This window comes from Nocardioides xinjiangensis (genome assembly GCF_017916385.1).
Classification (GTDB): Bacteria; Actinomycetota; Actinomycetes; order Propionibacteriales; family Nocardioidaceae; genus Nocardioides; species Nocardioides xinjiangensis.
On sequence record NZ_JAFMSW010000001.1, the window covers coordinates 389,416 to 414,963 of the forward strand.

Consider the following 25,548-nt stretch of genomic DNA (forward strand, 5'->3'; position numbering starts at 1 on the left):
TGCGCTCAGCCGAGGTCGAGGAAGGCGTCCAGCCCGACCGTGAGACCGGGGTGCTCCCCGATCGCGCGCACCCCCGCCAGCACGCCGGGGGTGAACGAGACGCGGTCGAGCGAGTCGTGGCGGATGGTGAGCGTCTCCCCCGGCGTGCCGAGCACGACCTCCTGGTGCGCCACCAGGCCGCGGACCCGCAGGCCGTGCACGCGTACGCCGTCGACGTCGGCGCCGCGGGCACCCGGGAGGGCGGTCGACGTGGCGTCCGGCATCGGCGGGCAGCCGGCCTCGCGGCGGGCGGCGGCGATGAGCTCGGCCGTCCGCCGTGCGGTGCCGGACGGGGCGTCGGCCTTCTCGGGGTGGTGCAGCTCGACGACCTCGACCGACTCGAAGAACGGCGCTGCCTGCGCGGCGAAGCGCATCATCAAGATGGCGCCGATCGAGAAGTTCGGGGCGATGAGCACGCCGACGCCCGGGGCGTCGGCCAGCCAGGCCTCGAGGCGGTCGAGGCGGGGCTGGTCGAAGCCCGTCGTCCCGACGACCGCGTGGATGCCGTGCTCGACGCAGAACCTGAGGTTGTCCATGACCACGTCGGGGTGGGTGAAGTCGACCACCACCTCCGCACCGGCCCGGGCGAGCTCGGCGACGTCGTCGCCGGCGTCCACCGCGGCCACCAGCTCGGTGTCGACGGCCTCCTCGACGGCCCGGCAGACCTCCGAGCCCACCTTGCCGCGTGGTCCGAGGACCCCGACCTTGATGCGCGCGACTCCAGTGCTCACCGGGCCAACCTATCGCTGCGGGCATCCGCAGAGTGGCGGTGGCTGACTCGTGTTCCACCGTCTGGCAGGCTGTGCGCCATGCCCAGCCCGACCATCCCGCCGCGCATCAAGTGGGCCGTCGACCTCATGGACGTGCAGCCGAACGACCAGATCCTCGAGATCGGGTGCGGTCCCGGCGCCGGCGCTGAGGCGATCTGCAGCAAGCTCGAGACCGGCAAGCTGTTCGCGATCGACCGGTCCGAGTCCGGCGTCGACCGGACCAAGCGCCGCAACCAGAAGCACGTCGACGCCGGGCGTCTCGTCGTGCGCCAGATCGACCTCGCCACGCTGCGGGTGCCGGTCAAGCGGCTGACCAAGGTCTTCGCCTTCAACGTGAACCTGTTCTGGGTCCGCGACTGCGACGACGAGATCGCCCTGCTCCACGAGCGGGTCGTGCCGGGCGGCGCGGTGTACCTCTTCTACGAGGCGGCGCGCCCCGAGCTGGTGCCCAACATCGTCAAGAAGGCCTCGGAGAACCTGCTCCGCGGCGGCTTCCGGGTGAGCGTGGTGGAGCAGAAGGCTCCCCCGGTCATCGGCCTCATCGCCAAGCGCTGAGGCTCACCGCTCGGGGCCCACCACGGCGAGCAGCTCGGGCTGGCTGAAGAGCTCACGCGCCAGGGCGCTGACGTCCTCCGCGGTGACCGCCTCGATCCGGGCCACCACCTCGTCGATCGTCAGCAGCTCGTCGTGGACCAGCTCGGCCTTGCCGATGCGCGACATCCGCGACCCGGAGTCCTCGAGGCCCAGCACGAGGCCGCCCTTGAGCTGGCCCTTGCCGCGCTCGACCTCCTCCTCGGTCAGCCCCTCGGCCGCGACCTTGGCGAGCTCGCCGCGCACCGTCTCCAGCACGGCGTCGTACTTGCCGGGCAGGCAGCCCACGGACACCCCGACCACGCCGGCGTCGGCGTGGTGGGTGGCGAAGGAGTAGACCGAGTACGCCAGCCCCCGCAGCTCGCGCACCTCCTGGAACATGCGCGACGAGGTGCCGCCGCCGAGCGCGGTGTTGAGCACGCCGAGGGTGTAGCGCCGCGGGTCGGTGCGGGTGAGGCCCTTGACGCCGACGACGAGGTTGACCTGCTCCTGCGGGCGGACGGTGCGCGAGGTGCCGGGGTGCACCTTGCGGGCCTTCTCGGACTGCTGCGACAGGGTCGGCTCGGCCTCGCCGTCGAGGAAGCCGCTGCGGCCGAACGCCTGCTTGACCTGGCGTACGACGCTCGCGTGGTCGACGTTGCCGGCGACCGACACGACCATGTTGTCGGCGCGGTAGTGGCGTCGGTAGAAGCGGTGGATCTGTGCGCGGGTCATCGCGGAGATCGAGGCCTCGGTGCCGGCGATCGGGCGGCCGAGCGGGGTGTCGCCCCACGCCTGCGCGGCGAAGAGGTTGTGCACCACGTCGTCGGGGTCGTCGTCGTGCATGGCGATCTCGTCGAGGATGACGTCCCGCTCGGCCTCGACGTCGGCCTCGCTCAGCGTGGACGCGGTCACCATGTCGCCGAGCACGTCCACCGCGGTGGCGAGGTCCTCGTCGAGGACGCGCGCGTGGAAGACGGTGTACTCCTTGGTGGTGAAGGCGTTGAACTCGCCGCCGACCGCGTCGAGCGCCACCGAGATGTCCATCGCGGTCCGCTCGGCGGTGCCCTTGAACAGCAGGTGCTCGAGGAAGTGCGAGCAGCCGTGCAGGGTGGGGGTCTCGTCGCGCGAGCCCACGTTGACCCACACGCCGATGCTGGCCGAGCGGGTGCCGGCCATCTGCTCGGTGACGATCCTCAGGCCGCTGGGCAGGACGGTGCGGCGTACGCGCGAGGTCACCGCGCCCTCGGCGTCCTTGACGGTGTGGAGGGTGCGGGTGGTGCCGTTGGTGTGCACGGGGGTCCTTCCGGGTGGAGCACGGGGGTGGAGCGGGGTGCAGCGGGTGGCGCTGCGGTGGAGCGCCACGACCGGCCGGCGAGGGCCGCCGACCGGTCGTGGGTGTGGAGCTCGGTGTGGATCAGTGACCGATCAGGTCACTCGGCCTCGGCGGCCTCGGGGCTCGCGTTGGAGCCCGCCTCGGCCGGCTCCTCGGCGCCGCCCTCGGCCTCGTCCACGACGGGGACCAGCGAGAGCTTGCCGCGGTCGTCGATCTCGGCGATCTGGACCTGGACCTTCTGGCCCACGGCCAGGACGTCCTCGACCGCCTCGACACGCTTGCCGCCGGCGAGGGAGCGGAGCTTGCTGATGTGCAGCAGGCCGTCCTTGCCCGGGAGCAGCGACACGAAGGCGCCGAAGTTGGTCGTCTTCACCACGGTGCCGAGGTAGCGCTCGCCGACCTCGGGCATGGTCGGGTTGGCGATCGCGTTGACCGCGGCCTTGGCGGCCTCGGCGGCCTCCCCGTTGGTGGCACCGATGTAGACCGTGCCGTCGTCCTCGATGGACAGCGTCGCGCCCGTGTCGTCCTGGATCTGGTTGATGACCTTGCCCTTGGGACCGATCACCTCGCCGATCTTGTCGACCGGGACCCGGATGGTGATGATGCGCGGCGCGTGGATCGACATCTCCTCCGGCGCGTCGATCGCCTCGCCCATCACGTCGAGGATCGCCAGGCGCGCGTCGCGGGCCTGGGTCAGCGCGGCGGCCAGGACCTCGGCCGGGATGCCGTCGAGCTTGGTGTCGAGCTGGAGGGCGGTGACGAACTCGCGGGTGCCGGCGACCTTGAAGTCCATGTCGCCGAACGCGTCCTCGGCGCCGAGGATGTCGGTGAGCGCGACGTACTGCGTCTCACCGTCGACCTCGCCGGAGATCAGGCCCATCGCGATGCCCGCGACGGGCGCCTTGAGCGGCACGCCGGCCTGCAGCAGCGACAGGGTCGAGGCGCAGACCGAGCCCATGGAGGTCGAGCCGTTGGAGCCCATGGCCTCGGAGAGCTGTCGGATCGCGTAGGGGAACTCCTCGCGCGAGGGCAGCACGGGCAGGAGCGCGCGGCGGGCGAGCGCGCCGTGGCCGATCTCGCGACGCTTGGGCGAGCCCACGCGGCCGGTCTCACCGGTGGAGAACGGCGGGAAGACGTACTTGTGCATGTAGCGGCGCGACTTCTCCGGGGAGAGGGTGTCGAGCTGCTGCTCCATCTTGAGCATGTCGAGGGTGGTGACGCCCAGGATCTGGGTCTCGCCGCGCTCGAACAGCGCGGAGCCGTGGACGCGCGGGATCACGTTGACCTCGGCGTGCAGCGGACGGATGTCCGCGAGGCCGCGGCCGTCGATGCGGACCTTGTCGCGCAGGACGCGCTCGCGCACGAGGTTCTTGTTGACCGAGCGGAACGCCGCGCCGATCTCCTTCTCGCGGCCCTCGAACTGGCCGGCGAGCTGCTCGAGCACCTGCGCCTTGAGCTCGTCGGTGCGGTCGTTGCGCTCCTCCTTGCCGGCGATGGTCATCGCGGCGGCGAGGTCGTCGCGCACGGCGGCCTCGACGGCGGCGTACACGTCGTCCTCGTAGTCGAGGAAGATCGGGAACTCCTCGACCGGCTTGGCGGCCTCGGCGGCGAGCTGCGACTGCGCCTCGCACAGCTGCTTGATGAAGGGCTTGGCGGCGTCGAGGCCACCGGCCACGACCTCCTCCGTCGGCGCCTGGGCGCCGCCCTGGACCAGCGCGATGGTCTCCTCGGTGGCCTCGGCCTCGACCATCATGATCGCGACGTCGCCGGTCTCGGTGACGCGGCCGGCGACGACCATGTCGAACACGGCCGACTCGAGCTGCTGGTGGGTGGGGAACGCGACCCACTGGCCGTCGATCAGCGCGACGCGAACGCCGCCGACCGGGCCGGAGAACGGCAGGCCGGAGAGCTGGGTCGACATCGACGCGGCGTTGATGGCCAGCACGTCGTAGGGCATGTTGGCGTCGAGCGCCAGCACGGTGATGACGACCTGGACCTCGTTGCGCAGGCCCTTCTTGAAGGTCGGGCGCAGCGGACGGTCGATGAGGCGGCACGTGAGGATCGCGTCCTCGCCCGGGCGGCCCTCGGAGCGGAAGAACGAGCCGGGGATCTGGCCCACGGCATACATCCGCTCCTCGACGTCGATCGTCAGCGGGAAGAAGTCGAAGTGGTCCTTCGGCTGCTTGGAGGCGGTGGTCGCCGAGAGCAGCATGGTCTCGTCGTCGAGGTACGCCGTGACGGCGCCGGCCGCCTGGCGGGCCAGCAGGCCGGTCTCGAACTTGACCGTGCGCTGGCCGAACGTGCCGTTGTCGATGACGGTCTCGACAGCGGAGATGATGGGTTCACTCATGGAAGCAGGATCCTGCTTTCTCTTCGCGGAGCGATCCGCGACGCCGCATGAGGTGCCGGTCTTCGATCGAGGCCCGCAGGGCTGCACCCGTGCGACGGGGCACCTGAAGGCCACTACCGAGGACCGAGCCGGGTGCGCGGGTCGCTCCTGGATCTTCGGATGTTCAGTTGTGGTGCGTCCCGGCCGAGACTAGCGCGGCCGGCCCGGTGTGCGAGTCGGGCGGCCCTCCGGGTCCGGAGGGCCGCCCGGTTCGATCAGCGGCGGAGGCCGAGGCGCTCGACGATGGAGCGGTAGCGCTCGATCTCGGTCTTCTGCAGGTAGTTGAGCAGGCGACGGCGCTGGCCGACGAGCAGCAGGAGGCCACGACGGCTGTGGTGGTCGTGCTTGTGCTGCTTGAGGTGCTCGGTGAGGTGGGCGATGCGGTGGCTGAGCAGCGCGATCTGCACCTCGGGGGAACCGGTGTCGCCCTCAGTCAGGGCGTACTCGGCGATGATCTTCTTCTTGGTCTCCGCGTCGGTACCAATCGACATGGGGGCTCCTTCGGTTCTCGTTGCGCGGCGCGCCCGGGCCTGTTCACCGGGGCACTCTGGTTCCGCGGCCGTCGTGACGGCGTGTCGCCCTCGAGGGCAACCGCAGAAGCATATCGAGGCGCCGGACCGTGGCCCAATCCGCGCCGCGCACCGAGGAGGGGTCCCGACGGGGGCTCGGGTCAGACCGCCGGCGGGGGCGGCGGGTCGGACTCGGTGGTGCGCTGCGAGGTCGCCTGGCGGCCGTGCGCGTCGGTGGTGGTGGCGGTCGTGGTGTGGCGGCGCCGGGTGTTCTGCTGGACCAGCGTGAGCACCAGCCACAGCGCGCCGGCCAGCACGAGGATCCAGCCCAGCGTGGTGACGTCCAACGGTCCCACCTGCTGCTGGTCGAAGGCCAGCGCGAGGATGAGTCCCACGACGATCAGGCCGATCGGCCCTCCGAATCCCATGACGTGCTCCGTTCTCTTCGGGGAACCCCGGGCACCGGCCCGGGGGCGCCGCAGAGTCTGGCGCTCCGCCGCGGGCGCTGTCATCCCCCTCCGGGGTGCCCTCCGTCCACGGGCGACCGGGGCGTGCGTCACGCCAGCGGTGATCCCCGGACGCGCCGTCCCGCTCGTCGCGGACGCAGCAGAGCCCCCGCCGGACGTCCGGCGGGGGCTCGTGGGCTGGCGCGTCAGGCGCTGACGTCGCCCAGGACGGCGAGCACGTCGTCCGGGGTCCGGGCCGCGTCGAGGGCCGCGATGCTGGCGTCGTCGGTGAAGGCGCCGGCGAGTGCCTGGAGGACCGTCAGGTGGTCGTCACCCGCGCCGGCGATGCCGACGACGTACCTGGCCGGGCTGCCCTTCCAGTCGATCGGCTCGTCGTAGCGGACGAACGAGATCGCCGTCTGCCGGATCAGGGCCTTCGCCTCGTTGGTGCCGTGCGGGATGGCCAGGCCGTTGCCCATGAAGGTCGAGACCGAGGTCTCGCGCTCGTGCATCGCCTCGACGTACGCCTCGTCCACCGCGCCGCTCGCCACTAGCAGCCGGCCGGCCTCGGTGATCGCCGCGTCCCTGTCGCGCGCCTGCCCGCCCAGCACGATCGCCTCGCGGCTCAGTACCTCGCCCATCTGCGCTCTCCTCACATGTGTCGGATTGGTTGCCGATGCCGGTGACGCCGCATCAGGCGCGGTTGTTGTCCTGCACCATCGTCACGATCTCGTCGTAGCGCGGGCTGCCCATGAAGTTGTCCACCGAGACGTGGATGGCGGACGGGCTCTTCTCGCGGGCCCGGTCGGTGAGGTCCTGGTGCGTGACCACCAGGTCCACGTCGTCGCTCAGGTTGGAGATGGCCTTGTTGACCACGGTGACCTCGGGGTGGCCGCTGGCCTGAATCTTCTTGCGGAGCACGGAGGCGCCCATCGCCGATGAGCCCATGCCGGCGTCGCAGGCGAACACGATGTTCTTGATCTCGCGGGTGGTCGTGCCCGTCGCACCCGTGGCACCGCCGGTCAGGGCGCCGGCGACCGAGGACTTCTTGCCCTTGTTGGCCTCCATCTGCGCGGTGGCGGCGGCGAGGTCGCCCTCGTCGTCGGACTTGTCGAGCTTGAGCAGCACCGCGGCGACGGCGAACGTCACGGCCGCGGAGGCGAGCACCGCGAGCGTCACCCCCAGGTAGCTGCCGCGGGCGGTCTGGGCGTAGACGGCGAAGATCGACCCGGGAGCGGCCGGAGCCCGGAGGCCCACGTCGAGGGCGACGTTCACGGCGACACCGGTCATGCCGCCCGCGATCATCGCCAGGATCAGCTTCGGCTTCATGAGGACGTAGGGGAAGTAGATCTCGTGGATGCCGCCGAGGAAGTGGATGATCGCCGCACCCGGGGCGGTCACCTTCGCGATGCCGCGGCCGAACACGGAGTAGGCCAGGAGCAGGCCCAGGCCCGGCCCGGGGTTGGCCTCGAGGAGGAACAGCACGGACTTGCCGCTCTCGGCCGCCTCGGTCAGCCCGAGCGGGGTCAGCACGCCGTGGTTGATGGCGTTGTTGAGGAAGAAGACCTTCGCCGGCTCGATGAGCAGCGAGGTCAGGGGCAGCAGGTTGTTGTCGACCAGCGTCTCCACGGCGTTGCCGAGGACCTCCATGACCTCGTTGACGACGGGCGCGACGACCCAGAAGCCGACGATGGCCATCACGAACGCCACGATGCCCGCCGAGAACATGTTGACGAGCATCTCGAAGCCGGCCTTGATCCTGCCGTCCCACAGCGCGTCGACACGCTTCATGACGTAGGCGGCCAACGGTCCGAGGATCATCGCGCCGATGAACATGTGCACCTGGCCGAGCTGCGAGGCGTCCTCGGGCAGCGTGGCGTTGAACTCCGCCACCAGCAGGTCGGAGCCGGCGATGGCCCCCATGACGGCGAAGGCGCCGACGACGGCGCCACGGTCGCCGTGGACCATGCGGCCGCCGGTCGCGGCGATGAGGATGGGGAGCAGGTAGTGGATGGTCGGTCCGACCATCGTCGCCAGGTCGGCGTTCGGCAACCAGCCGACGTCGATGAAAAGGGCGGTGAGAAGACCCCAGGCGATCAGTGCCGGGATGTTCGGCATGATCATGTTGGAGAGGAACGTGCCGAACCTCTGCACGCGTACCCGCGCCGACGTGCCGGACGCGGGTGAGGAAGTCGTGGTCGCCATGCTGATGTCCTCCAGTTGAACGCGGGGGTGAGACCCCCATCACATGATGCCGGAATTAAACCTCACGTTCGGGCCCGTTGCCAAGCATTCGGGCACAAAAGCACGCCCGAGTGTGTGGCTTTACCCGTCGAGGACCGCTAGCGTGAGGACGCAGCACCAGCCGCCTGCGCTTCTCCCGCGCCCCGATCCGAGAGGTTCCCGACATGAAGGCCCTTCGCTTCTTCGCCCCCGAGGACGTCCGACTCGTCGACGTGCCCGAGCCGGACTGCGGCCCCCGCGAGGTCAAGATCAAGGTCCGCAACTGCTCCACCTGCGGCACGGACGTGAAGATCAAGAAGAACGGCCACGTCAACATCACCGGCGAGACCACGATGGGACACGAGGTCGCGGGTGAGGTCGTGGAGGTCGGCGCCGACGCCCTCGGCGGGTTCGCCGTCGGTGACCGGGTGCAGTGCATCGCCGCGGTTCCGTGCGGCGAGTGCCACGAGTGCAGCAAGGGCTGGATGGAGGTCTGCCAGAACCAGACGTCCGTCGGCTACCAGTACGACGGCGGGTTCGCCGAGTACATGATCGTGCCCGAGCAGGTGCTCAAGGTCGACGGCCTCAACCGCATCCCCGACAACGTCGGCTTCGACGAGGCCTCGGCCGCCGAGCCCTTCGCCTGCGCGATCAACGCCCAGGAGCAGCTCGGGATCGAGGAGGGCGACTTCACCGTCGTCTTCGGCGCCGGCCCGATCGGCTGCATGCACATCCGCATCGCCCGCGGCGTGCACAAGGTCGGCACCGTGGTGCTCGTCGACATCAACGAGGAGCGCCTCAAGATGTCGGCCGAGGCCGTCCAGCCCGACCACGTCATCAACGCCGCGGAGGTCGACGTCGTGGAGAAGGTCATGGAGCTGACCGGCGGGCGTGGCGCCGACGTGATCATCACCGCGACCCCGGCGAACATCACCCAGGAGCAGGCGATCTCGATGGCCGCGCGGCAGGGCCGGATCTCGTTCTTCGGCGGCCTGCCCAAGACCGACCCGTTCATCAAGGCCGACTCCAACCTCATCCACTACCGCCAGCTGCACGTCCACGGCGCCAACGGCTCCTCCCCCGCCCACAACAAGCGGGCGCTGGAGTACATCTCCACCGGCCAGGTCCCGGTCAAGGACCTGATCACCAGGCACGTCTCCCTCGACGACGTGATGAGCGTGTTCGACATCGTCGCCAAGGGCGAGGCCATCAAGGTCACCGTCGAGCCGTAGCCGCACGGGTCCGGGCGGGCGCGGCGGGCGCGGGCCGGCGCGGGCCGGCCGGCCGGCTGGCTGCAGCGAGGCGCGGGCCCGGGCGCCCGGGGCTCGGTGGCCGGAGCGTGTCGGACAGGACGAAGCCCACCCGACAGCCGGCTCGTACGGTCGCGCCCGCCGCGCGGTCGGACTTCGTCCTGCTCGACGCGCCGGGGACGCCGCCGGGGCGGGCGTCATCCGGCGTCATACGGACCCGCACCCATACGCACGCCTCCGCATGACGCAACCCCCGCCTCCCGCCGGACGTCATACCAACCCGCACCCATACGTACGCCTCCGCATGACGCAGCCCCGCCGCGCGGCCGGCCGTCATACGAACCCGCACCCATGCGTACGCCTCCGCATGACGCAACCCCCGCCCGACGCCCGGACGTCATACGAACCCGCGCCCATACGTACGCCTCCGCATGACGCAGCCCCGGCCGCAGAGCGCGGCCCGGAGCGCGAGGAACGCCGAGGCGCAGGACAGGCTCAGTGGCCGAGGAGCTCCCGGACCGCCGCGCGCCCGGCCATCGGGTCGGCAGCGCCCAGCGCCGCCTCGGCGGCGGCCTCGCACGTGGCGAAGTCGACCCGGCTCAGCTGCGCCCCGACGGGACGCACGGCGCGGGCGGCCATCGAGAGCGACGTGATGCCCATGCCGATGAGCGCCGTGGCGAGCAGCGGGTCGGCGGCCGCCTCGCCGCACACGCCGACGGGCTTGCCGGCCTCGGTGCCGGCGTGCGCGGTGATGGCGATGAGCTGCAGCACGGCCGGCTGCCACGGGTCGGTGAGATGGGCGAGGTCGGTGGCCATCCGGTCCGCGGCCATCGCGTACTGCGTGAGGTCGTTCGTGCCGATCGAGAGGAAGTCGACGACCTCGAGCATCCGGTGCGCGAGGAGGGCCGCGCTCGGGATCTCGACCATGACGCCGGCCTTGAGCCCGCGGTCGCGGACCTTCGCCGCGAACTCGGCTGCCTCCGACACGGTGGCGACCATCGGCGCCATCACCCAGGTCTCGGTGCCGGTGCGCTCGGCCGCTGCGGCGATGCCGTCGAGCTGGCGCTCCATGAGCCCGGGGTTGCCGAAGCTGAGCCGGAGCCCGCGCACGCCGAGCGCGGGGTTCTCCTCGCCCTCGTGCGTCGCGAACGCGATCGGCTTGTCCGAACCGGCGTCGAGGGTGCGCACGACGACGAACCGCCCGTCGGAGTAAGGCTCGAGGACACCGGCGTAGATGTCGGCCTGCTCCTCGACGCTCGGCTCGTCCTTGCGGTCGAGGAAGCACAGCTCGGTGCGGAACAGGCCGACGCCCTGGACCGGCTCGGTGCCGGCTGACGCGGCGGAGGCGCCGTCGGCGACGTTGGCCAGCAGCTTGACCGGCAGGCCGTCGGACGTCGACGCGGGACCGCTCCAGGCGGCGAGCTCCTCGCGCAGGCGACGGCTCTCCGCGACACGGGCGTGTGCCTCGTCGGGGTCGGCGCCCAGCTCGATGGTGCCGGTCTCCCCGTCGACGACGACGAACGTCCCCGGCGCGATCCCCATGACGCCGGCCGCGCCCACCACACAGGGGATGCCGAGCTGGCGCGCGATGATCGCGGTGTGGCTCGTCGCGCCGCCGCGCTCGGTGACGAGGGCCGTCACGAGCTCGGGGTCGAGGCCGGAGGTGTCGCTGGGCGCGAGGTCCTCGGCCACGAGGACCGACGGCTCGGACGGCGTCGGCACGCCGGGCGCCGGCTCCCCGACGAGGTGCGCCACGACCCGGCGCTCGATGTCGCGCAGGTCGGTCACCCGCTCGGCCATCAGGCCGCCCATGTTGGTGAAGATCGTGACGAACTGCTCGACCGCGCCCTGGACCGCCGCGACGGGCCCCTGACCGGCCCGGAGGTTCTTGTGCACGCCCGAGCGCAGGCCCTTGTCGCGCGCCAGGCCGGCGCTCGCGGTGAGCACCTCGGCGGCAGCCCCCTGCGCGCCCGCGGCCTTGGCCGAGAAGGTGTCCGCGACGGCCGCGGCCGCCTCGTCGTACGCCGCCAGCGCGGCGTCCGCGTCGGCGAAGTCGCCGTCGCCGTAGCGCGCGATCGCGTCGGGCGAGACCTCGCCGCGCACGTGCAGGACGGGGCCGGCGGCGACTCCCGGCACGACGGGGGTCCCGCTGTACGAGGTCGCGGGTGAGCTCACGGGTGTGGTCATGGACACACCGTAGAACAGGTCAATGTTGACAAGCAACACGTTCGGGACTAAAACAACACATACGCAGATCACCTCGGAGGTGGACCGATGTACGCGGAAGAGCGCCAGCAGGCGATGGCTCACCTGATCAGTCGGCGCGGCCGGCTGTCCGTGGTCCAGCTGGCCGACCAGTTCGAGGTGACCACCGAGACCGTCCGCCGCGACCTGTCCACCCTGGACCGGATGGGGCTGGTCCGTCGAGTGCACGGTGGCGCCGTGCCCGCCGGCTCCCTCTCGGTCATCGAATCAGGGATCGGCGAGCGTGACCAGTCCAACACGCAGGCCAAGGAGGCGATCGCCAACGCCGCGGTCGCGCTGCTCCCCCCTCCCGACTCGGTCGTGGTGATCGACGCCGGGAGCACCACCGCCCGCTTCGCCGCGGCCCTCCCCCGCGACCACCGGCTGACGGTCGTCACCCACGCCGTCCCCGTGGCCACCCGCCTGGCCGGCCTGCCGCAGATCGAGCTGCACCTGCTGCCCGGGAAGGTGCGCCCCACCACGCATGCGGCGGTGGGGTCCGACACCGTCGCCGCACTCGGCGACCTGCGCGCCGACGTCGCCTTCGTGGCCACCAACGGCCTGACCGTGGGCCACGGCTTGACCACGCCCGACAGCGACGAGGCGGCGAGCAAGCGGGCGATGATCGCGTGCGCCCGCAGGACCGTCGTGCTCGCCGACTCCACCAAGCTGGGCGTCGAGACGGCTGTGCGCTTCGCGACCCTCGACAGCCTCGACGTGCTCGTCACCGACCGCGACATCGAGGCGGCCGACCGACGCGCGCTCGAGGCCGCCGGGATCGACGTGGTGGTCGCGTGATCCTCACCCTCACCCCCAACCCGAGCATCGACCGCACGGTCGCCCTCGACGCCGCCCTCGCCCGGGGCCAGGTGCACCGGGTGGCGTCGGTGACCTCCCAGGCCGGCGGCAAGGGCGTGAACATCTCCCGGGCCGCGGTGAGCGCCGACATCCCCAGCATCGCCGTCGTCCCGGCCGCCAAGGACGACCCGTTCGTGCTCGAGCTGCTCGGCGCCGGCATCGACTGCCGTCCCGTACGACCTGCCGGCGACGTGCGCGTCAACCTGACGATCACCGAGCCGGACGGCACCACGACCAAGCTCAACTCCCCCGGCGCCGAGGTCCTCCCGCTGCACCTCGAGCTGCTCGCCCAGGCCGTCCTCGTCCGAGCCGCAGCAGCGGACTGGACCGTCCTGGCCGGGTCGCTGCCGGCCGGCGCGCCCGCGGGCTTCTACGCCGACCTCGTACGCCGGCTGCGGGAGGTGGGCGGCCGCGTCGCCGTCGACACCAGCGACGCACCGCTGCGGGCGCTCGTGGACGCACTGCCCGTCTGCGCGCCCGACCTGATGAAGCCCAACGGCGAGGAGCTCGCCTCCTTCACCGGGGGCGATGCCGAGCTGCTCGAGGCCGACCCGTCGGCCGCGGCGTCCGCAGCCCGGCAGCTGCTCGAGCGTGGCGTCGGCGCGGTGCTTGCCACGCTGGGCGGCAACGGGGCGGTCCTCGTCACCCCCGAAGGGGCCTGGCACGCCACCCCTCCTCCCACGACAGTGGTCAGCACCGTCGGTGCCGGCGACTCCAGCCTCTTCGGCTACCTGCTGGGCGACATCCGGGGGCTCTCCGCCCCGGACCGCCTGGCACTGGCCGTGGCCTACGGCAGCGCCGCCGCAGGCCTTCCCGGCACGACCATCCCCCAGCCGTCGCAGCTCCGCACCGAGCTCGTCGGCGTCACCGCCCTCACCCCCTCAACGGGAGGCACACCATGACCGCACTCATCACCACCGACCTCGTTCGGCTGGGCGCCGACTGGGGGCCGGACAAGCACGACGTCATCCGCGCCCTCGCGGGGGTCGTCGACGACGCCGGCCGCGCCACCAGCCGGGACCAGCTCGTCGAGGACGCGTTCGCGCGCGAGTCGACGTCCTCGACCGGCCTCCCGGGCGGCATCGCGATCCCCCACTGCCGCACGAGCGGGGTGGACGCGCCGACGCTCGCCTTCGCCCGACTCGACCCGGGCGTGGACTTCGGCGCCAAGGACGGACCGGCCGACCTGGCGTTCCTGATCGCCGCGCCCGCCGGCGGGGACGCCGACCACCTCACGATCCTCACCAAGCTCGCCCGCGCCCTGGTGAAGCCGGCCTTCACCGACGCGCTGCGCGCCGCCGAGTCGCCCGAGGACGTCATCGACCTCGTGACGCACGAGCTCGGCGAGCCCGCGCCGGGCGCCACGACGTCGGCCGCCCCGGCCTCCGGCACCCCGTCCGGCGCGGCCGTGCCCGGAGGCGGGGAGACGACCGCCCCCGGGGAGGCGGTCGAGGCCACGACCGGCACCACGGCCGGCACGACGGGCGACACGGCCGGCGATACGGCCGGCGACACCGCCGGCGCGGACGTCCCTCGACCGTCCACCGGCAGCTCTACCGGCGCCGCCACCGCCGGCGCGTCCACCGGCGCGCCGTCCGGCACCGGCACCGACCAGCCCTCCCTCGTCGCGGTGACCGCCTGCCCGACGGGCATCGCCCACACCTACATGGCCGCGGAGGCCCTCGAGGCCGCGGCGGCGCGCGCCGGCGTCGCCCTGCAGGTCGAGACCCAGGGGTCCGCCGGGTCGACGCCGCTCTCCCCCGACGCCATCGCCGCCGCAGGCGCCGTGATCTTCGCCGTCGACGTGGGCGTGCGCGACCGCGGACGGTTCGCCGGCAAGCCCGTCGTCAGCTCGGGCGTCAAGCGACCGATCGACGACGCCGACGCGATGATCGCCGAGGCCCTGCGCTACGCCGCCGACCCGGCCGCGTCGCCGAGGGTCGAGGGCTCCGGGGCCTCCACCGACGGCGGCGCGAGCACCGGCCGGGAGACGTGGGGCGGTCGCACCCGACGCGTCCTGATGACCGGCGTCTCCTACATGATCCCCTTCGTCGCGGCGGGCGGCCTGATGATCGCCCTCGCGTTCCTCTTCGGCGGCTACGAGATCACCGACCACGCGCAGGCGATCCTGCTCGGGAACTCCTTCACCGACCTGCCCGACGCCCAGGCGCTGGGCCTCGACCACGCGCTCCTCGACTCCGGCTTCTTCGCCTACGTCGGCGCCCTGCTGCTGGTGATCGGCCAGACCGCGTTCGCCTTCTTCATCCCGGCGCTGGCCGGCTACATCGCGTACGCCATCGCCGACCGGCCCGGCATCGCCCCCGGCTTCGTCCTGGGCGGCCTGGCCTCCAACGTCATCGGCGTGAGCGGCGACTCCGCCTACCCGGCGACCGGCTTCCTCGGCGCGATCGTCGGCGGCGTCCTGGCGGGCGTCATCGCCCACTGGATCGCCGGCCGCAAGGTGCCGGCCTGGGCGCGCGGCCTCATGCCGGTGCTGGTCATCCCGCTCGTGACGAGCATCGTCGCGGGCTTCCTCATGCTCGTCGTGCTGGGCCGGCCGATCGCGTGGCTGATGGGCCAGCTCGAGGACGGGCTGAGCTCGCTGAGCGGCGGCAGCGCGGTGCTGCTCGGCGTCATCCTGGGCCTGATGATGGCCTTCGACATGGGCGGCCCGCTCAACAAGGTGGCCTACAGCTTCGCGGCCGCCGGCGTCGGCGGCGCCGCCCTCACGAGCGACGCCCCCGAGCTGCGGATCATGGCCGCGGTCATGCTCGCCGGGATGGTGCCCCCGATCGCCCTGGCACTGGCGACGGTCGTGCGGCCCGGCCTGTTCTCGATCCCGGAGCGGGAGAACGGCAAGGCGGGATGGCTGCTCGGCGCGTCCTTCATCACCGAGGGTGCGATCCCCTTCGCCGCGGCCGATCCGCTCCGCGTGATCCCGCCGATCATGGCCGGCAGCGCGGTCACCGGCGGGATCTCGATGGCGATGGACGTCGGCGTCCGCGCACCGCACGGCGGCATCTTCGTGCTGTTCGCCGTGGACGGGGTGGTGGGCTACCTGGTGGCGCTGGCCGTCGGCGTCGCCGTCGCCACCGCCCTCGTCGTCGTCCTGAAGAGCATCGGCCGCAAAGACGCCGACGTCGCCACCGTCTGAGCCCGCCCGACCACCCGTCAGCCCGACCAGCACGTCTCCAGCACGTCTCCAGCACTCTCCAGCCCGACCACACCAAAGGAGCACCATGCCCAGCAAGTCCGTCGTCGTCGGATCCGCCGTCGGCCTCCACGCCCGCCCCGCCGCGATCATCGCCGAGAAGGCCGCCGAGCTCGGCTCCGACGTCACGATCAACGGCGTCGACGCCAGCTCCTCGCTGATGATCATGACCCTCGGCGCCGGCAACGGCGACACCGTCGAGGTCGCGGGTGACGACCAGTCCGCGGTCGACACGATCGCCGCACTGGTCGAGCAGGACCTCGACGCCTGACCGGTCCCCATCCCGCTCCGAGGGCGGTGCGCCACCCACTCCGGTCGCCCGGAGCTGCCGTGGCGCACCGCCCTCGGCGCGTCAGCCGCGGTCGCGCAGGGCCAGGTAGACCGCCCGGATGCCCACGGCCCGCTCCATGTGGTGCAGCACGGCCCCGAAGAACTGCTCGCGGTAGGTCTCGTCGGTGACCGTCGAGACGGTCAGGTACAGCGCGGAGAACGCCGCCAGGAAGACCGAGACCTGGAACAGCTCGACGGTGAGGTTGGCGGTCGGCTCGCCGATCCAGGTCTCCACCACGTCGTCGCGCATGACCATCGAGCCGAACAGCATGAAGAACAAGAACACCGTGGCCGAGAGCAGGAGCACCTGGACGGCCTGGATCACCAGGAGGACCAGCACGAGGTTCCAGCGCTCGAAGCCGTGCACCTCGGCGTACGCCGCCGGGTCGGCGTCAGGGTCGTCGACGAGCTCCCGCGCAGCCTGCTCCAGCGGCGTGTCGCGGCAGGCCAGCAGCAGCAACGCGTCGTCGACCTGGTCGTCGGTGCGGTCGACCTCCTCCGGGAGCCGCACGAGCAGGAACAGGGTCGCGAGCACCGCGAAGAGCACGACCACCAGCCACAGCGCGGCCCCGTCCTGGCGCGAGGACACCTGCCACACCTCGGCGTTGATGAACAGGAACGTCACGAAGATCAGCAGCAGCGGCAACGCCCGCGTCATCATCGGCAGCACGGTGCGCAGGCTGCCGAAGGCGCGGTGCAGCGCCCACCGGACGATCGGGCTGGCGTTGAGCGCGGTCAGGGCGTACCACGTCGCGGCGAGCAGGCCCACCGTCACCAAGGTGGCGGGCGCGAGGGTCAGCTGCTCCGACACCACCGCCAGGGCCACCCCGGCGCCGGCCGCGGCCAGCCCGGTCAGGACCACGAGCGGGACGGTGCGTCCCAGCTTCAGCGCCCGCCGCGCCCCCTCACGCTGCTCGGGGACGAAGTAGGGCAGCCCGTGGGCGAGGAACCACTCGTCGGTCGCCGCCAGCCGCGGATCAGCCACCCAGCACCTCGCGCGCCCGGCGTACGTCGTCGGCCATCGTCTCCACCAGCTTCTCGACGCCCTCGAACTTCACCATGCCCCGCAGCCGGTCGGCGAACGCCACCTCGACCTCGACGCCGTAGAGCTCGAGGTCGTCGCGGTCGAGGACGTAGGACTCGACGCGGCGCTCGCGCTCGCCGTCGAAGGTGGGGTTGGTCCCGACGGAGATCGCGGCCGGGTAGCGCTCGCCGGTGTCGAGGCGGGTGAGCCAACCGGCGTAGACCCCGTCGGCGGGGGCCGCGTCGACCGGCGGGATCGGCACGTTGGCGGTCGGGTAGCCCAGCCCCCGGCCCCGCTTGTCGCCCTCGACGACGGTGCCGCGCACGACGAACGGGCGGCCGAGCGCCTCCGCCGCCCCGGCGACGTCACCGGTGGCCAGGCACTGCCGGACGTAGGTCGAGCTCCACACCTGCGGACCGCCGTCGAGCGTGACGCCCACGGTCTCGAAGTCGCGCGTCGCACCGGCGCCGACCAGGGTGGCGACCTCTCCGGCCGCCTTGGCGCCGAAGCGGAAGTTCGCGCCCACGACAACGGCGCGCGCGTGCAGCGTGTCCACGAGGACCCGGTCGATGAACTCCTCGGGCGACCAGCCGGCGATCTCGCGGTCGAAGGCGATCACGAGGATCGCGTCGACGCCTGCCGCCTCGAGCAGCCCGGCCCGGGTGTGGATGGAGGTCAGGGTCGGCGGGGCGTGCTCGGGCCGCAGCACCGCCATCGGGTGCGGGTCGAACGTCACCGCCACCACGGTGTCGATGCCGAGCCGCTCCGCGGCGGCCCGGGCCTCGCGGACCACGTGCGCATGACCGAGGTGCACGCCGTCGAAGTTGCCGATGCTGACGACCGTGCGGCCGAGGTCGGCCGGCACGTCGTCGACGTCACGCCAGATCTGCACGGGCCGCAGCCTACTTGCGGGGCACCGCAGGCCCGCCCGGTCCCCGTACGGGTGCGGGGGGCGGCTCGTCAGACGAACACCGCGACGGGCTTCGCCAGCGCGCCCCGGGACTCGTAGAGCGCGAGGAACGCGCCGTCGGGCGCGAACACCGCGTGCGGTCCTCCGCCCGGCAGGGCGAGGTCGAGGGCACGGCCGACCCGCACGTGCGCCGCCTGCTCCTCGTCGAGGTCGACGGAGGCGAACGCCGCCCGTGCGGCCTCGGCGATCGGCAGCACGGCGAAGTCCTCGGCGAGCTGGTCGAGGGTCCGCGCGACGGACAGCTCGAAGGGGCCGACCGCCGTGCGCCGCAGTGCGGTGAGGTGACCGCCGACACCGAGCGCAGCGCCGAGGTCGCGCGCGATGGCGCGGACGTAGGTGCCGCTCGAGCACCGGACCGAGATGTCGACGTCGACCCGGTCGCCGACGACCCGGTGGTCCAGGACGTGCAGCGCGTGGACCGTCACCGGGCGCGCCGCCAGCTCCACCTGCTCGCCGTCGCGCACCCGGGCGTAGGCGCGCTTGCCGTCGACCTTGATCGCCGACACGGCGGTCGGCACCTGCATGATCTCGCCGACCTGCCGCTCGAGCTCGGCCGCCACCGTGCCGGGCTCGAGGGACCCGGCCGGGCGCTCGGCGACGACCTCGCCCTCGGCGTCGTCGGTCGTGGTGGCGACACCCAGCCGCACCGTGGCGTCGTAGGCCTTCTCGGTGAGCATCAGGTGGCCGAGCAGCCGGGTGGCGCGGTCGACGCCGAGCACCAGCACGCCGGTCGCCATCGGGTCCAGGGTGCCGGCATGGCCGACCTTGCGGGTGCCGGCGAGCCGGCGGACCCGGGCCACGACGTCGTGCGAGGTCATGCCCGGGTCCTTGTCGACGACGACCAGACCGGGGTCGACCATCAGGGGCGGTCGTCCTCGTCGAGGTCCGGCACGTCGCCGTCGAGGTCGTCGTCGAGGTCGTCGTCGAGGTCGTCCTCGGAGTCGTCGAGGTCGTCCTCGACCACGCGGGGCTTCTTGTAGGGGTCGGGCTCACCGGCGTAGGCCTCCACGCGGCGCGCGGCGACCTCCTCGTCCTGCTTGCGGGCGCGCTCGAGCACCTCGTCGAGCGCGCGGGCACTCTCCGGCAGCGCGTCGGGGATGAACGTCAGCGACGGCACGATGCGCATGCCGAGCTGCTTGGCGACCTCCGAGCGGATCACGCCCTTGGCCGACTCCAGCGCCGCGGCCGTGCTCGCGAGCTCGTCCTCGGTCCCGAGGACGGTGTAGAAGATCGACGCCTGCTGCGAGTCGCCGGTGACGCGCACGTCGGTCACCGTGACGAAGCCGAGGCGGGGGTCCTTGATCCGCCGCTCGAGCATCTCGGCGACGACCACCTGGATCCGGTCGGCGATCTTGCGGACGCGGGGGTTGCTCATGGTTGCTTCCTCTGGCTGGAGGGAGCCACCGGGTGACCGGTGGCTGGAATTCTCGGCCGTGCACCGACCCGACGCCCGCGGGACCACCGGGCGACCGGTGGTCCCGCGGGACCGTCGTGCGTCAGCTGCGCGGGACCTCGCGCATCTCGAAGGACTCGACGACGTCGCCGATCTTGATGTCCTGGAAGTTGCGGAGCACCAGACCGCACTCGAAGCCCTCGCGGACCTCCGACGCGTCGTCCTTCTCGCGGCGCAGCGAGGCGAGGTCGAGGTTGTCGGCCACGACCGCGCCGTCGCGCAGGACGCGCACCTTGGCGTTGCGGCGGATGACCCCGGAGGTCACCATGCAGCCCGCGATGTTGCCGGCCTTGGACGAGCGGAAGATCTCGCGGATCTCCGCCTGGCCGAGGGTCGACTCCTCGTAGACGGGCTTGAGCATGCCCTTGAGCGCCGCCTCGATCTCCTCGATCGCCTGGTAGATGACCGAGTAGTAGCGGATCTCCACCCCTTCCTTCTCGGCCATCTGGCTCGCCTTGCCCTGGGGGCGGACGTTGAAGCCGATGATGATCGCGTCGGAGGCGGCGGCGAGGTCGACGTTGGTCTCGGTGATGGCACCGACACCGCGGTCGATCACGCGGAGCGACACCTCGTCGCCCACGTCGATCTGGGACAGGGCGTCCTCGAGCGCCTCGACCGAGCCGGACACGTCGCCCTTGAGGATGAGGTTGAGCTCCTGGCTCTCGCCCTTCTCCATGGAGGCCATGAAGTCCTCGAGGCTGCGGCGGACGCGACGCTTGGCCTGCATGGCCGCACGCTCGCGCGCCTCGCGCTTCTCGGCGATCTGGCGGGCCATGCGGTCGTCCTCGACCACGATGAAGTTCTGGCCCGCTCCCGGCACCGCCGACAGACCCAGCACCATGGCCGGGCGCGACGGGTCGGCCTCGGTGATCTCCTGGCCGTGCTCGTCGAGCATGGCGCGCACCCGGCCGTGGGCCGGACCGGCCACGATCGAGTCGCCGACCCGCAGCGTGCCGCGCTGGACCAGCACGGTCGCGACGGGGCCGCGGCCGCGGTCGAGGTGCGCCTCGACCACGAGGCCCTGGGCGTCCTGGTCGGGGTTGGCGCGCAGGTCGAGCGACGCGTCGGCGGTGAGGACGACGGCCTCGAGCAGCTTGTCGAGGTTGAGGCCGGCCTTGGCCGAGACGTCGACGAACATCGCGTCGCCGCCGTACTCCTCGGGGATCAGCCCGTACTCGGTGAGCTGGCCGCGGACCTTCGTCGCGTCGGCCTCCGGCTTGTCGATCTTGTTGACCGCGACCACGATCGGGACGCCGGCGGCCTTGGCGTGGTTGAGCGCCTCGACCGTCTGCGGCATCACGCCGTCGTCGGCCGCCACCACGAGGATCGCGATGTCGGTCGCCTGCGCACCGCGGGCACGCATGGCGGTGAACGCCTCGTGACCGGGGGTGTCGATGAGGGTGATGCGACGGTCGTCGCCGTCGACCTCGGTGTGGACCTGGTAGGCACCGATGTGCTGGGTGATGCCACCGGCCTCCTTGTCGACCACGTTGGCGTCACGCAGCGCGTCGAGGAGCTTGGTCTTTCCGTGGTCGACGTGACCCATGACCGTGACGACGGGCGGGCGCACGGCCAGGTCGGACTCCTCGCCCTCGTCCTCACCGAACTCGATGTCGAAGGACTCGAGCAGCTCGCGGTCCTCGTCCTCGGGCGAGACGACCTGGACGACGTAGTTGAGCTCCTCGCCGAGCAGCTCCAGGGTCTCGTCGCCCACGGACTGGGTGGCGGTCACCATCTCGCCGAGCGAGAACAGCATCTGCACCAGCTGGGCGGCGTCGACGTTGATGCGCTCGGCGAAGTCGGTCAGCGAGGCGCCACGCGGAAGACGCACGGTCTCCCCGTTGCCCTTGCGGACCCGCACGCCGCCGATCGTCGGGGCCTCCATGGCCTCGAACTCCTGGCGACGGGCGCGCTTGGACTTGCGACCGCGACGCGACGGACCTCCCGGGCGACCGAAGGCACCCTGGGTCTGGCCACGCTGACCGGGACGACCACCACCGGGTCGACCGCCACCGGCCGGGCCGAAGCCGCCGGGTGCGCCACCCGGGCCACCACGGCCCGGAGCGCCTGCGCCGGCACCGGGACGGCCCGGAGCGCCGCGGCCCGGGGCACCCGGACGGCCCGGAGCGCCTCCGCGCGCGGGACGGGCGCCGGGACCGTTGCCGAAGGCGGCCGGGGACTTGGGCATCATCGCCGGGTTCGGGCGCGGCATGCCCGGACGGGCGTCACCGCCGGCCGGCGGACGCGGCGGACGGGTGTCGTCGCCGCCGCCGCTGGTGCGGGGCGCGGGCCGCTGGCCCATGCCCTGGCTGGAGGCGAACGGGTTGTTGCCGGGACGCGGGGCGCCCGGCCGGCCGACCGGACGCGGTGCGGGGGACGGGGCCTTGGCGGCCGGCGCAGCCGGGGTGGCCGGAGCGGCCGGAGCCTCGGGTGCGGCGGCCGGGGCCTGCGGCTGGGCAGCAGGCGCCTTCGGGCCGGGCCTCGGACCGGGCCTGGCGGCGGGTGCCGTCGGCTCGGCGGCCGGCACGGGGGCCGGCGCAGCCTGCACGGGCGCGGGGGCCGGAGCCTCCGCTGCGGGAGCGGGGGCGGCGGCCGGCTTCGGGCCGGGCTTGGGCGCGGCCTTCTTCGCGGCGGGCGCGGGGGCGGCGGCCTTCTCGGCGGGCGCCGTCGTGTCGGCGGCGGGAGCCGTGGCCGCAGCGGCCTTCAGCTCGTCGCCGTACTGCTTCTTGAAGCGCATCTCGACGGGCGGCTCGACAGTCGACGACGCCGACTTGACGAACTCCCCCATCTCCTTGAGCTTCTCGAGAACGAACTTGCTCTCGACTCCGAACTCCTTGGCGAGCTCGTGGACTCGGGTCTTTGCCACGGTTGGTTTCTACTCCTCCTGGTCCGTGACCCCAGAAGGAGAGGGGGACGGATCAGCTAGTGGGTGTGCACACTCATCGCGAGTTACTCATCGAGTGCTCATGAGCTGCGTGCTCCAGTTCCTGGTCGGTGCTGCGGTGATCCGGACGTGTGGTGCTGGTCCTGCCGGTCGGAGGTGGGGGACGGTCCGCTGGTCGCTCGGATGTGGTCCTCCACCGGTGCGGCCGCCAGCGTCGCGCCCGAGCGGAGGGCCCGGGGGAAGGCGCGGCGTCGCACCGCGAGCTGCCAACACTCCAGCGTGGGGTGCACGTGTGCTCCCCGGCCGGGTGCCCGGCGGTCGGGATCGGGCACCAGGGCCGGTCGGCCCTCGGCGTCCGAGCCTGCGACCACCCGCAGCAGCTCGCTCGCAGTGGCCCTGGCCCGGCAACCCACGCACGTCCGGACGGGTCCGGGCGCAGGGGTGTCAGACGTGGTGGCCACTGCTGTCCAGTCTAGCCGGTGCCCCAGCCGTTGACGAACCGGCAGGCGCGGGTCAGTCGTCGCTCGCCTCGTCGGAGCGGATGTCGATGCGCCAGCCGGTCAGGCGCGCGGCGAGGCGGGCGTTCTGCCCCTCCTTGCCGATGGCCAGCGACAGCTGGAAGTCGGGCACGACGACACGGCACGAACGCGCCGCGAGGTCGACGATCTCCACCGACGTGACCCGCGCCGGCGACAGCGCGTGCGCGACCATCTCCGCAGGGTCCTCGGCCCAGTCGACGATGTCGATCTTCTCGCCGTGCAGCTCGCTCATCACGTTGCGCACCCGCTGCCCCATCGGTCCGATGCAGGCGCCCTTGGCGTTGACGCCCGGAACGGTGGAGTGCACGGCGATCTTGGTGCGGTGACCTGCCTCGCGCGCGATCGCGGCCACCTCGACGGTGCCGTCGGCGATCTCGGGGACCTCGAGCGCGAAGAGCTTCTTGACCAGCGTCGGGTGCGAGCGGGACAGCGTGACCTGCGGGCCGCGCATGCCCTTGCGCACCGATGTGACCAGGCACTTGATGCGCTCGCCGTGGACGTACTTCTCCCCCGGCACGCGCTCGCTCACGGGCAGCAGCGCCTCGAGCTTCCCGAGGTCGACCATCACGTCGTCGGGGTTGCGGCCCTGCTGGATGATGCCGGAGATGATGTCGCCCTCCTTGCCGGAGAACTCGCCGAACTTGATCTCGTCCTCGGCGTCGCGCAGCCGCTGCAGCATCACCTGCTTGGCGGTGGTCGCCGCGATGCGGCCGAAACCCTGCGGGGTGTCGTCGTACTCCGGGCCGGCGGTGCCGTCCTCGCCCACCTCGCGCGCCCAGACGGTCACGTGACCGGTCTTCCGGTCCAGCTCGACCCGGGCGGGGTGCTGGGACTCCGTCGCGCGCTGGTAGGCGATCAGCAGGGCCTGCTCGATGGCCTCGGCCAGCACCTCGAAGGAGATCTCCTTCTCCCGCTCCAGCATGCGCAGGATGCTCAGGTCGATGTCCATCAGTCGTCCTTCTTCTCGGTCTTGCGGTTGAACTCGATCTGCACGAGCGCCTTCGCCACGTCGGCGTAGGCGACCTCCTGCCGTGCCCCGGACACGTCGAGGGTCACCGACTCCTCCGTGGACGACAACACGCGACCGGTGAGGTCCGTGCCGTCGGTGAGGGTGACCTTCACCAGCCGGTCGGCGTTGCGGCGCCAGTGCCGGGGCAGGGTGAGCGGGCGGTCGACGCCGCGGGAGGTGACCTCGAGCGTGTAGGGCATCTCGCCCATCACGTCGGACTCGTCGAGCACCCGGGAGACCTCACGGGTGGCGTCGGCGACGTCGTCGAGCGTGACGCCCCCGTCCTTGTCGACGGCGACGCGCAGCACGCGACGCTTGCCGGCCGGGGTGACCTCCACGGCCTCGACGTCCAGGTCGAGCTCACGCAAGGGGTCGACCAGCTCGGCCTCGATGCGGTCCCGGGTGCCGTCCTGGCGGTGGGTGCTCATCGGATGCGACCTCCTTGTGCAGTTGTCCAGCCACCACCCTAGCCGCCACCTCCCGTGCTCCGACAACCGCGCCGGTCCCGTCCCGGGAGGGCCTCGCTGGCGCCCGGGCCGGTTAGGGTTCGGGGGTGCCCGGACGCCCGCTGACCCGTCGTACGGCGGTGGGCTCGGCCGTCGCGGCGCCGCTCGTCCTGGCCGCCTGCGACATCGACCCGCCGGCGCGGCAGGAGGGCCCGCGGGCCTCGCCCGAGCCGCCGGAGGACTCCGCGCTCGTGGCCACGGTGGTCGCCGAGCTCGTGCGTGCCCGCTCCGTGCTGGAGGCTGCAACCCTCTCCCTCCCCGCCCTGACGTCCCGGCTGCAGCCGGTGGCCGACGCCCACGCGGCGCACCTCGACCTCCTCGCCGACGCCGTCCCGGCCGCCGACGTCCCGGCGCCGGCACCGCCCACGATCCCCGCGCGGGACACCGCAGCGCTGGCGGCGGTGCGGCGCTCGGAGCAGCGGCTGCTGCGCGAGGTGCGGCACGGCTGCGTGGCCGCGTCGAGCGGCGACCTCGCGCGGGTGCTCGCGAGCATCGCGGGGTCCACCGCGCAGCACGCCGCCGCGATCACGGCCCGGCAGGTTCGGGAGGCGGGATCGTGACGGTCCTCGACGCACTGCAGTCGACGTTGGCCGACGAGCACGCGGCGCTCTACACCTACGGCGTGCTCGGTGCGCGGACCTCGCAGTCCGCGACGCCGGCCCTGTACGCCGCGCTGACCGTCGGCTACCGGCGCCACCGCGCGCGCCGCGACCAGCTCCGGCTCCTGGTGCGCGACGCCGGTGGGCAGCCGGTCGCCGCCGCTGCGGCGTACGAGCTCGACGGCGCGCTGCTCCGCGCGCCGCAGCTGCAGCGGGCCGCGCTCGCCCTCGAGGTCGCGAGCGCCGAGGCGCTCGCCGCGCTGGTCGCCCGGTCGTCCGGGGAGGTGCGCGAGTGGGCGCTCACCGAGGCGGTCTGGTCGGCGACCTGGCAGCTCGAGCTCGGCGGTGCGCCCTCGACCTGGCCCGGGGCACCGGAGCTCGGCTGATCC

At 72.5% G+C, this 25,548-nt stretch carries 24 protein-coding genes; 8 read left to right on the forward strand and 16 right to left on the reverse strand.

Features of this window, described 5'->3' with window-relative positions; all coding sequences use genetic code 11:
• Positions 1 to 5: 5 nt before the first annotated feature.
• The gene (gene dapB / locus J3P32_RS01905) at positions 6 to 749 is read right to left on the reverse strand and encodes a 4-hydroxy-tetrahydrodipicolinate reductase (RefSeq protein WP_210440589.1); all 744 of its coding nucleotides are present in this window, start codon (positions 747 to 749) and stop codon (positions 6 to 8) included.
• Positions 750 to 848: 99 nt separating this feature from the next.
• Here dapB and J3P32_RS01910 point away from each other — a divergent pair, with 99 nt between their 5' ends.
• A complete protein-coding gene (locus J3P32_RS01910; protein ID WP_210438185.1) occupies positions 849 to 1,364 on the forward strand; it encodes a class I SAM-dependent methyltransferase in 516 nt (171 codons plus the stop codon).
• A gap of 3 nt (positions 1,365 to 1,367) precedes the next feature.
• On the opposite strand, the gene J3P32_RS01915 is transcribed toward J3P32_RS01910, so the two are convergent.
• The 6 genes from J3P32_RS01915 to J3P32_RS01940 form a co-directional block, all read right to left on the reverse strand.
• The gene (locus J3P32_RS01915) at positions 1,368 to 2,675 is read right to left on the reverse strand and encodes a M16 family metallopeptidase (RefSeq protein WP_307861545.1); all 1,308 of its coding nucleotides are present in this window, start codon (positions 2,673 to 2,675) and stop codon (positions 1,368 to 1,370) included.
• A gap of 137 nt (positions 2,676 to 2,812) precedes the next feature.
• A complete protein-coding gene (locus J3P32_RS01920; RefSeq protein WP_210438187.1) occupies positions 2,813 to 5,065 on the reverse strand; it encodes a polyribonucleotide nucleotidyltransferase in 2,253 nt (750 codons plus the stop codon).
• Positions 5,066 to 5,319: 254 nt separating this feature from the next.
• Positions 5,320 to 5,595, reverse strand: a complete 276-nt coding sequence (gene rpsO / locus J3P32_RS01925) for a 30S ribosomal protein S15 (protein WP_211731327.1) — start codon at positions 5,593 to 5,595, stop codon at positions 5,320 to 5,322.
• A gap of 179 nt (positions 5,596 to 5,774) precedes the next feature.
• Entirely contained in the window at positions 5,775 to 6,041 is a 267-nt protein-coding gene (locus J3P32_RS01930; RefSeq protein WP_210438188.1) for a DUF6458 family protein, read from the reverse strand.
• A 224-nt stretch (positions 6,042 to 6,265) separates the two neighbouring features.
• Positions 6,266 to 6,700 (reverse strand): PTS sugar transporter subunit IIA, encoded by a 435-nt coding sequence (locus J3P32_RS01935; RefSeq protein ID WP_210438189.1) that lies wholly within the window; start codon positions 6,698 to 6,700, stop codon positions 6,266 to 6,268.
• Positions 6,701 to 6,752: 52 nt separating this feature from the next.
• Positions 6,753 to 8,264 (reverse strand): PTS mannitol transporter subunit IICB, encoded by a 1,512-nt coding sequence (locus J3P32_RS01940; protein ID WP_210438190.1) that lies wholly within the window; start codon positions 8,262 to 8,264, stop codon positions 6,753 to 6,755.
• A gap of 203 nt (positions 8,265 to 8,467) precedes the next feature.
• On the opposite strand from J3P32_RS01940, the gene J3P32_RS01945 reads away from it, so the two are divergent.
• On the forward strand, positions 8,468 to 9,514 hold the full coding sequence (locus tag J3P32_RS01945) for a zinc-dependent dehydrogenase (RefSeq protein WP_210438191.1): 1,047 nt from the start codon (positions 8,468 to 8,470) through the stop codon (positions 9,512 to 9,514).
• A gap of 513 nt (positions 9,515 to 10,027) precedes the next feature.
• On the opposite strand, the gene ptsP is transcribed toward J3P32_RS01945, so the two are convergent.
• Positions 10,028 to 11,719 (reverse strand): phosphoenolpyruvate--protein phosphotransferase, encoded by a 1,692-nt coding sequence (gene ptsP / locus J3P32_RS01950; RefSeq protein ID WP_210438192.1) that lies wholly within the window; start codon positions 11,717 to 11,719, stop codon positions 10,028 to 10,030.
• A gap of 87 nt (positions 11,720 to 11,806) precedes the next feature.
• On the opposite strand from ptsP, the gene J3P32_RS01955 reads away from it, so the two are divergent.
• The 4 genes from J3P32_RS01955 to J3P32_RS01970 all read left to right on the forward strand — a co-directional run bounded on the left by J3P32_RS01955 (position 11,807) and on the right by J3P32_RS01970 (position 16,116).
• Complete coding sequence (locus tag J3P32_RS01955) at positions 11,807 to 12,574, forward strand: DeoR/GlpR family DNA-binding transcription regulator (protein ID WP_210438193.1); 768 nt, start codon at positions 11,807 to 11,809, stop codon at positions 12,572 to 12,574.
• On the forward strand, positions 12,571 to 13,536 hold the full coding sequence (locus tag J3P32_RS01960; protein WP_210438194.1) for a 1-phosphofructokinase family hexose kinase: 966 nt from the start codon (positions 12,571 to 12,573) through the stop codon (positions 13,534 to 13,536). Before J3P32_RS01955 ends, J3P32_RS01960 begins: the two co-directional genes overlap by 4 nt.
• On the forward strand, positions 13,533 to 15,788 hold the full coding sequence (locus tag J3P32_RS01965; protein WP_210438195.1) for a PTS fructose transporter subunit IIABC: 2,256 nt from the start codon (positions 13,533 to 13,535) through the stop codon (positions 15,786 to 15,788). The genes J3P32_RS01960 and J3P32_RS01965 overlap by 4 nt, the downstream gene beginning before the upstream one ends.
• A gap of 85 nt (positions 15,789 to 15,873) precedes the next feature.
• The gene (locus J3P32_RS01970; RefSeq protein WP_210438196.1) at positions 15,874 to 16,116 is read left to right on the forward strand and encodes an HPr family phosphocarrier protein; all 243 of its coding nucleotides are present in this window, start codon (positions 15,874 to 15,876) and stop codon (positions 16,114 to 16,116) included.
• An 81-nt stretch (positions 16,117 to 16,197) separates the two neighbouring features.
• Here the strand turns inward: J3P32_RS01970 and J3P32_RS01975 are convergent, their stop codons facing one another.
• The 8 genes from J3P32_RS01975 to rimP all read right to left on the reverse strand — a co-directional run bounded on the left by J3P32_RS01975 (position 16,198) and on the right by rimP (position 24,482).
• The gene (locus J3P32_RS01975) at positions 16,198 to 17,160 is read right to left on the reverse strand and encodes a hypothetical protein (RefSeq protein WP_210438197.1); all 963 of its coding nucleotides are present in this window, start codon (positions 17,158 to 17,160) and stop codon (positions 16,198 to 16,200) included.
• Complete coding sequence (locus tag J3P32_RS01980; protein ID WP_210438198.1) at positions 17,153 to 18,091, reverse strand: bifunctional riboflavin kinase/FAD synthetase; 939 nt, start codon at positions 18,089 to 18,091, stop codon at positions 17,153 to 17,155. The genes J3P32_RS01975 and J3P32_RS01980 overlap by 8 nt, the downstream gene beginning before the upstream one ends.
• 68 nt (positions 18,092 to 18,159) lie before the next feature.
• Entirely contained in the window at positions 18,160 to 19,029 is an 870-nt protein-coding gene (truB, locus tag J3P32_RS01985; protein WP_210438199.1) for a tRNA pseudouridine(55) synthase TruB, read from the reverse strand.
• On the reverse strand, positions 19,029 to 19,544 hold the full coding sequence (rbfA, locus tag J3P32_RS01990) for a 30S ribosome-binding factor RbfA (RefSeq protein ID WP_210438200.1): 516 nt from the start codon (positions 19,542 to 19,544) through the stop codon (positions 19,029 to 19,031). Before rbfA ends, truB begins: the two co-directional genes overlap by 1 nt.
• Positions 19,545 to 19,665: 121 nt before the next feature.
• Entirely contained in the window at positions 19,666 to 22,488 is a 2,823-nt protein-coding gene (infB, locus tag J3P32_RS01995; RefSeq protein WP_210438201.1) for a translation initiation factor IF-2, read from the reverse strand.
• A gap of 98 nt (positions 22,489 to 22,586) precedes the next feature.
• Positions 22,587 to 22,967, reverse strand: a complete 381-nt coding sequence (locus J3P32_RS02000) for a YlxR family protein (protein WP_210438202.1) — start codon at positions 22,965 to 22,967, stop codon at positions 22,587 to 22,589.
• A 52-nt stretch (positions 22,968 to 23,019) separates the two neighbouring features.
• Positions 23,020 to 23,994 (reverse strand): transcription termination factor NusA, encoded by a 975-nt coding sequence (gene nusA, locus J3P32_RS02005; protein WP_210438203.1) that lies wholly within the window; start codon positions 23,992 to 23,994, stop codon positions 23,020 to 23,022.
• A complete protein-coding gene (rimP, locus tag J3P32_RS02010; protein WP_210438204.1) occupies positions 23,994 to 24,482 on the reverse strand; it encodes a ribosome maturation factor RimP in 489 nt (162 codons plus the stop codon). Before rimP ends, nusA begins: the two co-directional genes overlap by 1 nt.
• Positions 24,483 to 24,607: 125 nt before the next feature.
• Between rimP and J3P32_RS18355 the strand changes: the two genes are divergently transcribed.
• Positions 24,608 to 25,120, forward strand: a complete 513-nt coding sequence (locus J3P32_RS18355; RefSeq protein WP_210438205.1) for a hypothetical protein — start codon at positions 24,608 to 24,610, stop codon at positions 25,118 to 25,120.
• Entirely contained in the window at positions 25,117 to 25,545 is a 429-nt protein-coding gene (locus tag J3P32_RS18360) for a DUF4439 domain-containing protein (RefSeq protein WP_210438206.1), read from the forward strand. Before J3P32_RS18355 ends, J3P32_RS18360 begins: the two co-directional genes overlap by 4 nt.
• Positions 25,546 to 25,548: the final 3 nt, after the last annotated feature.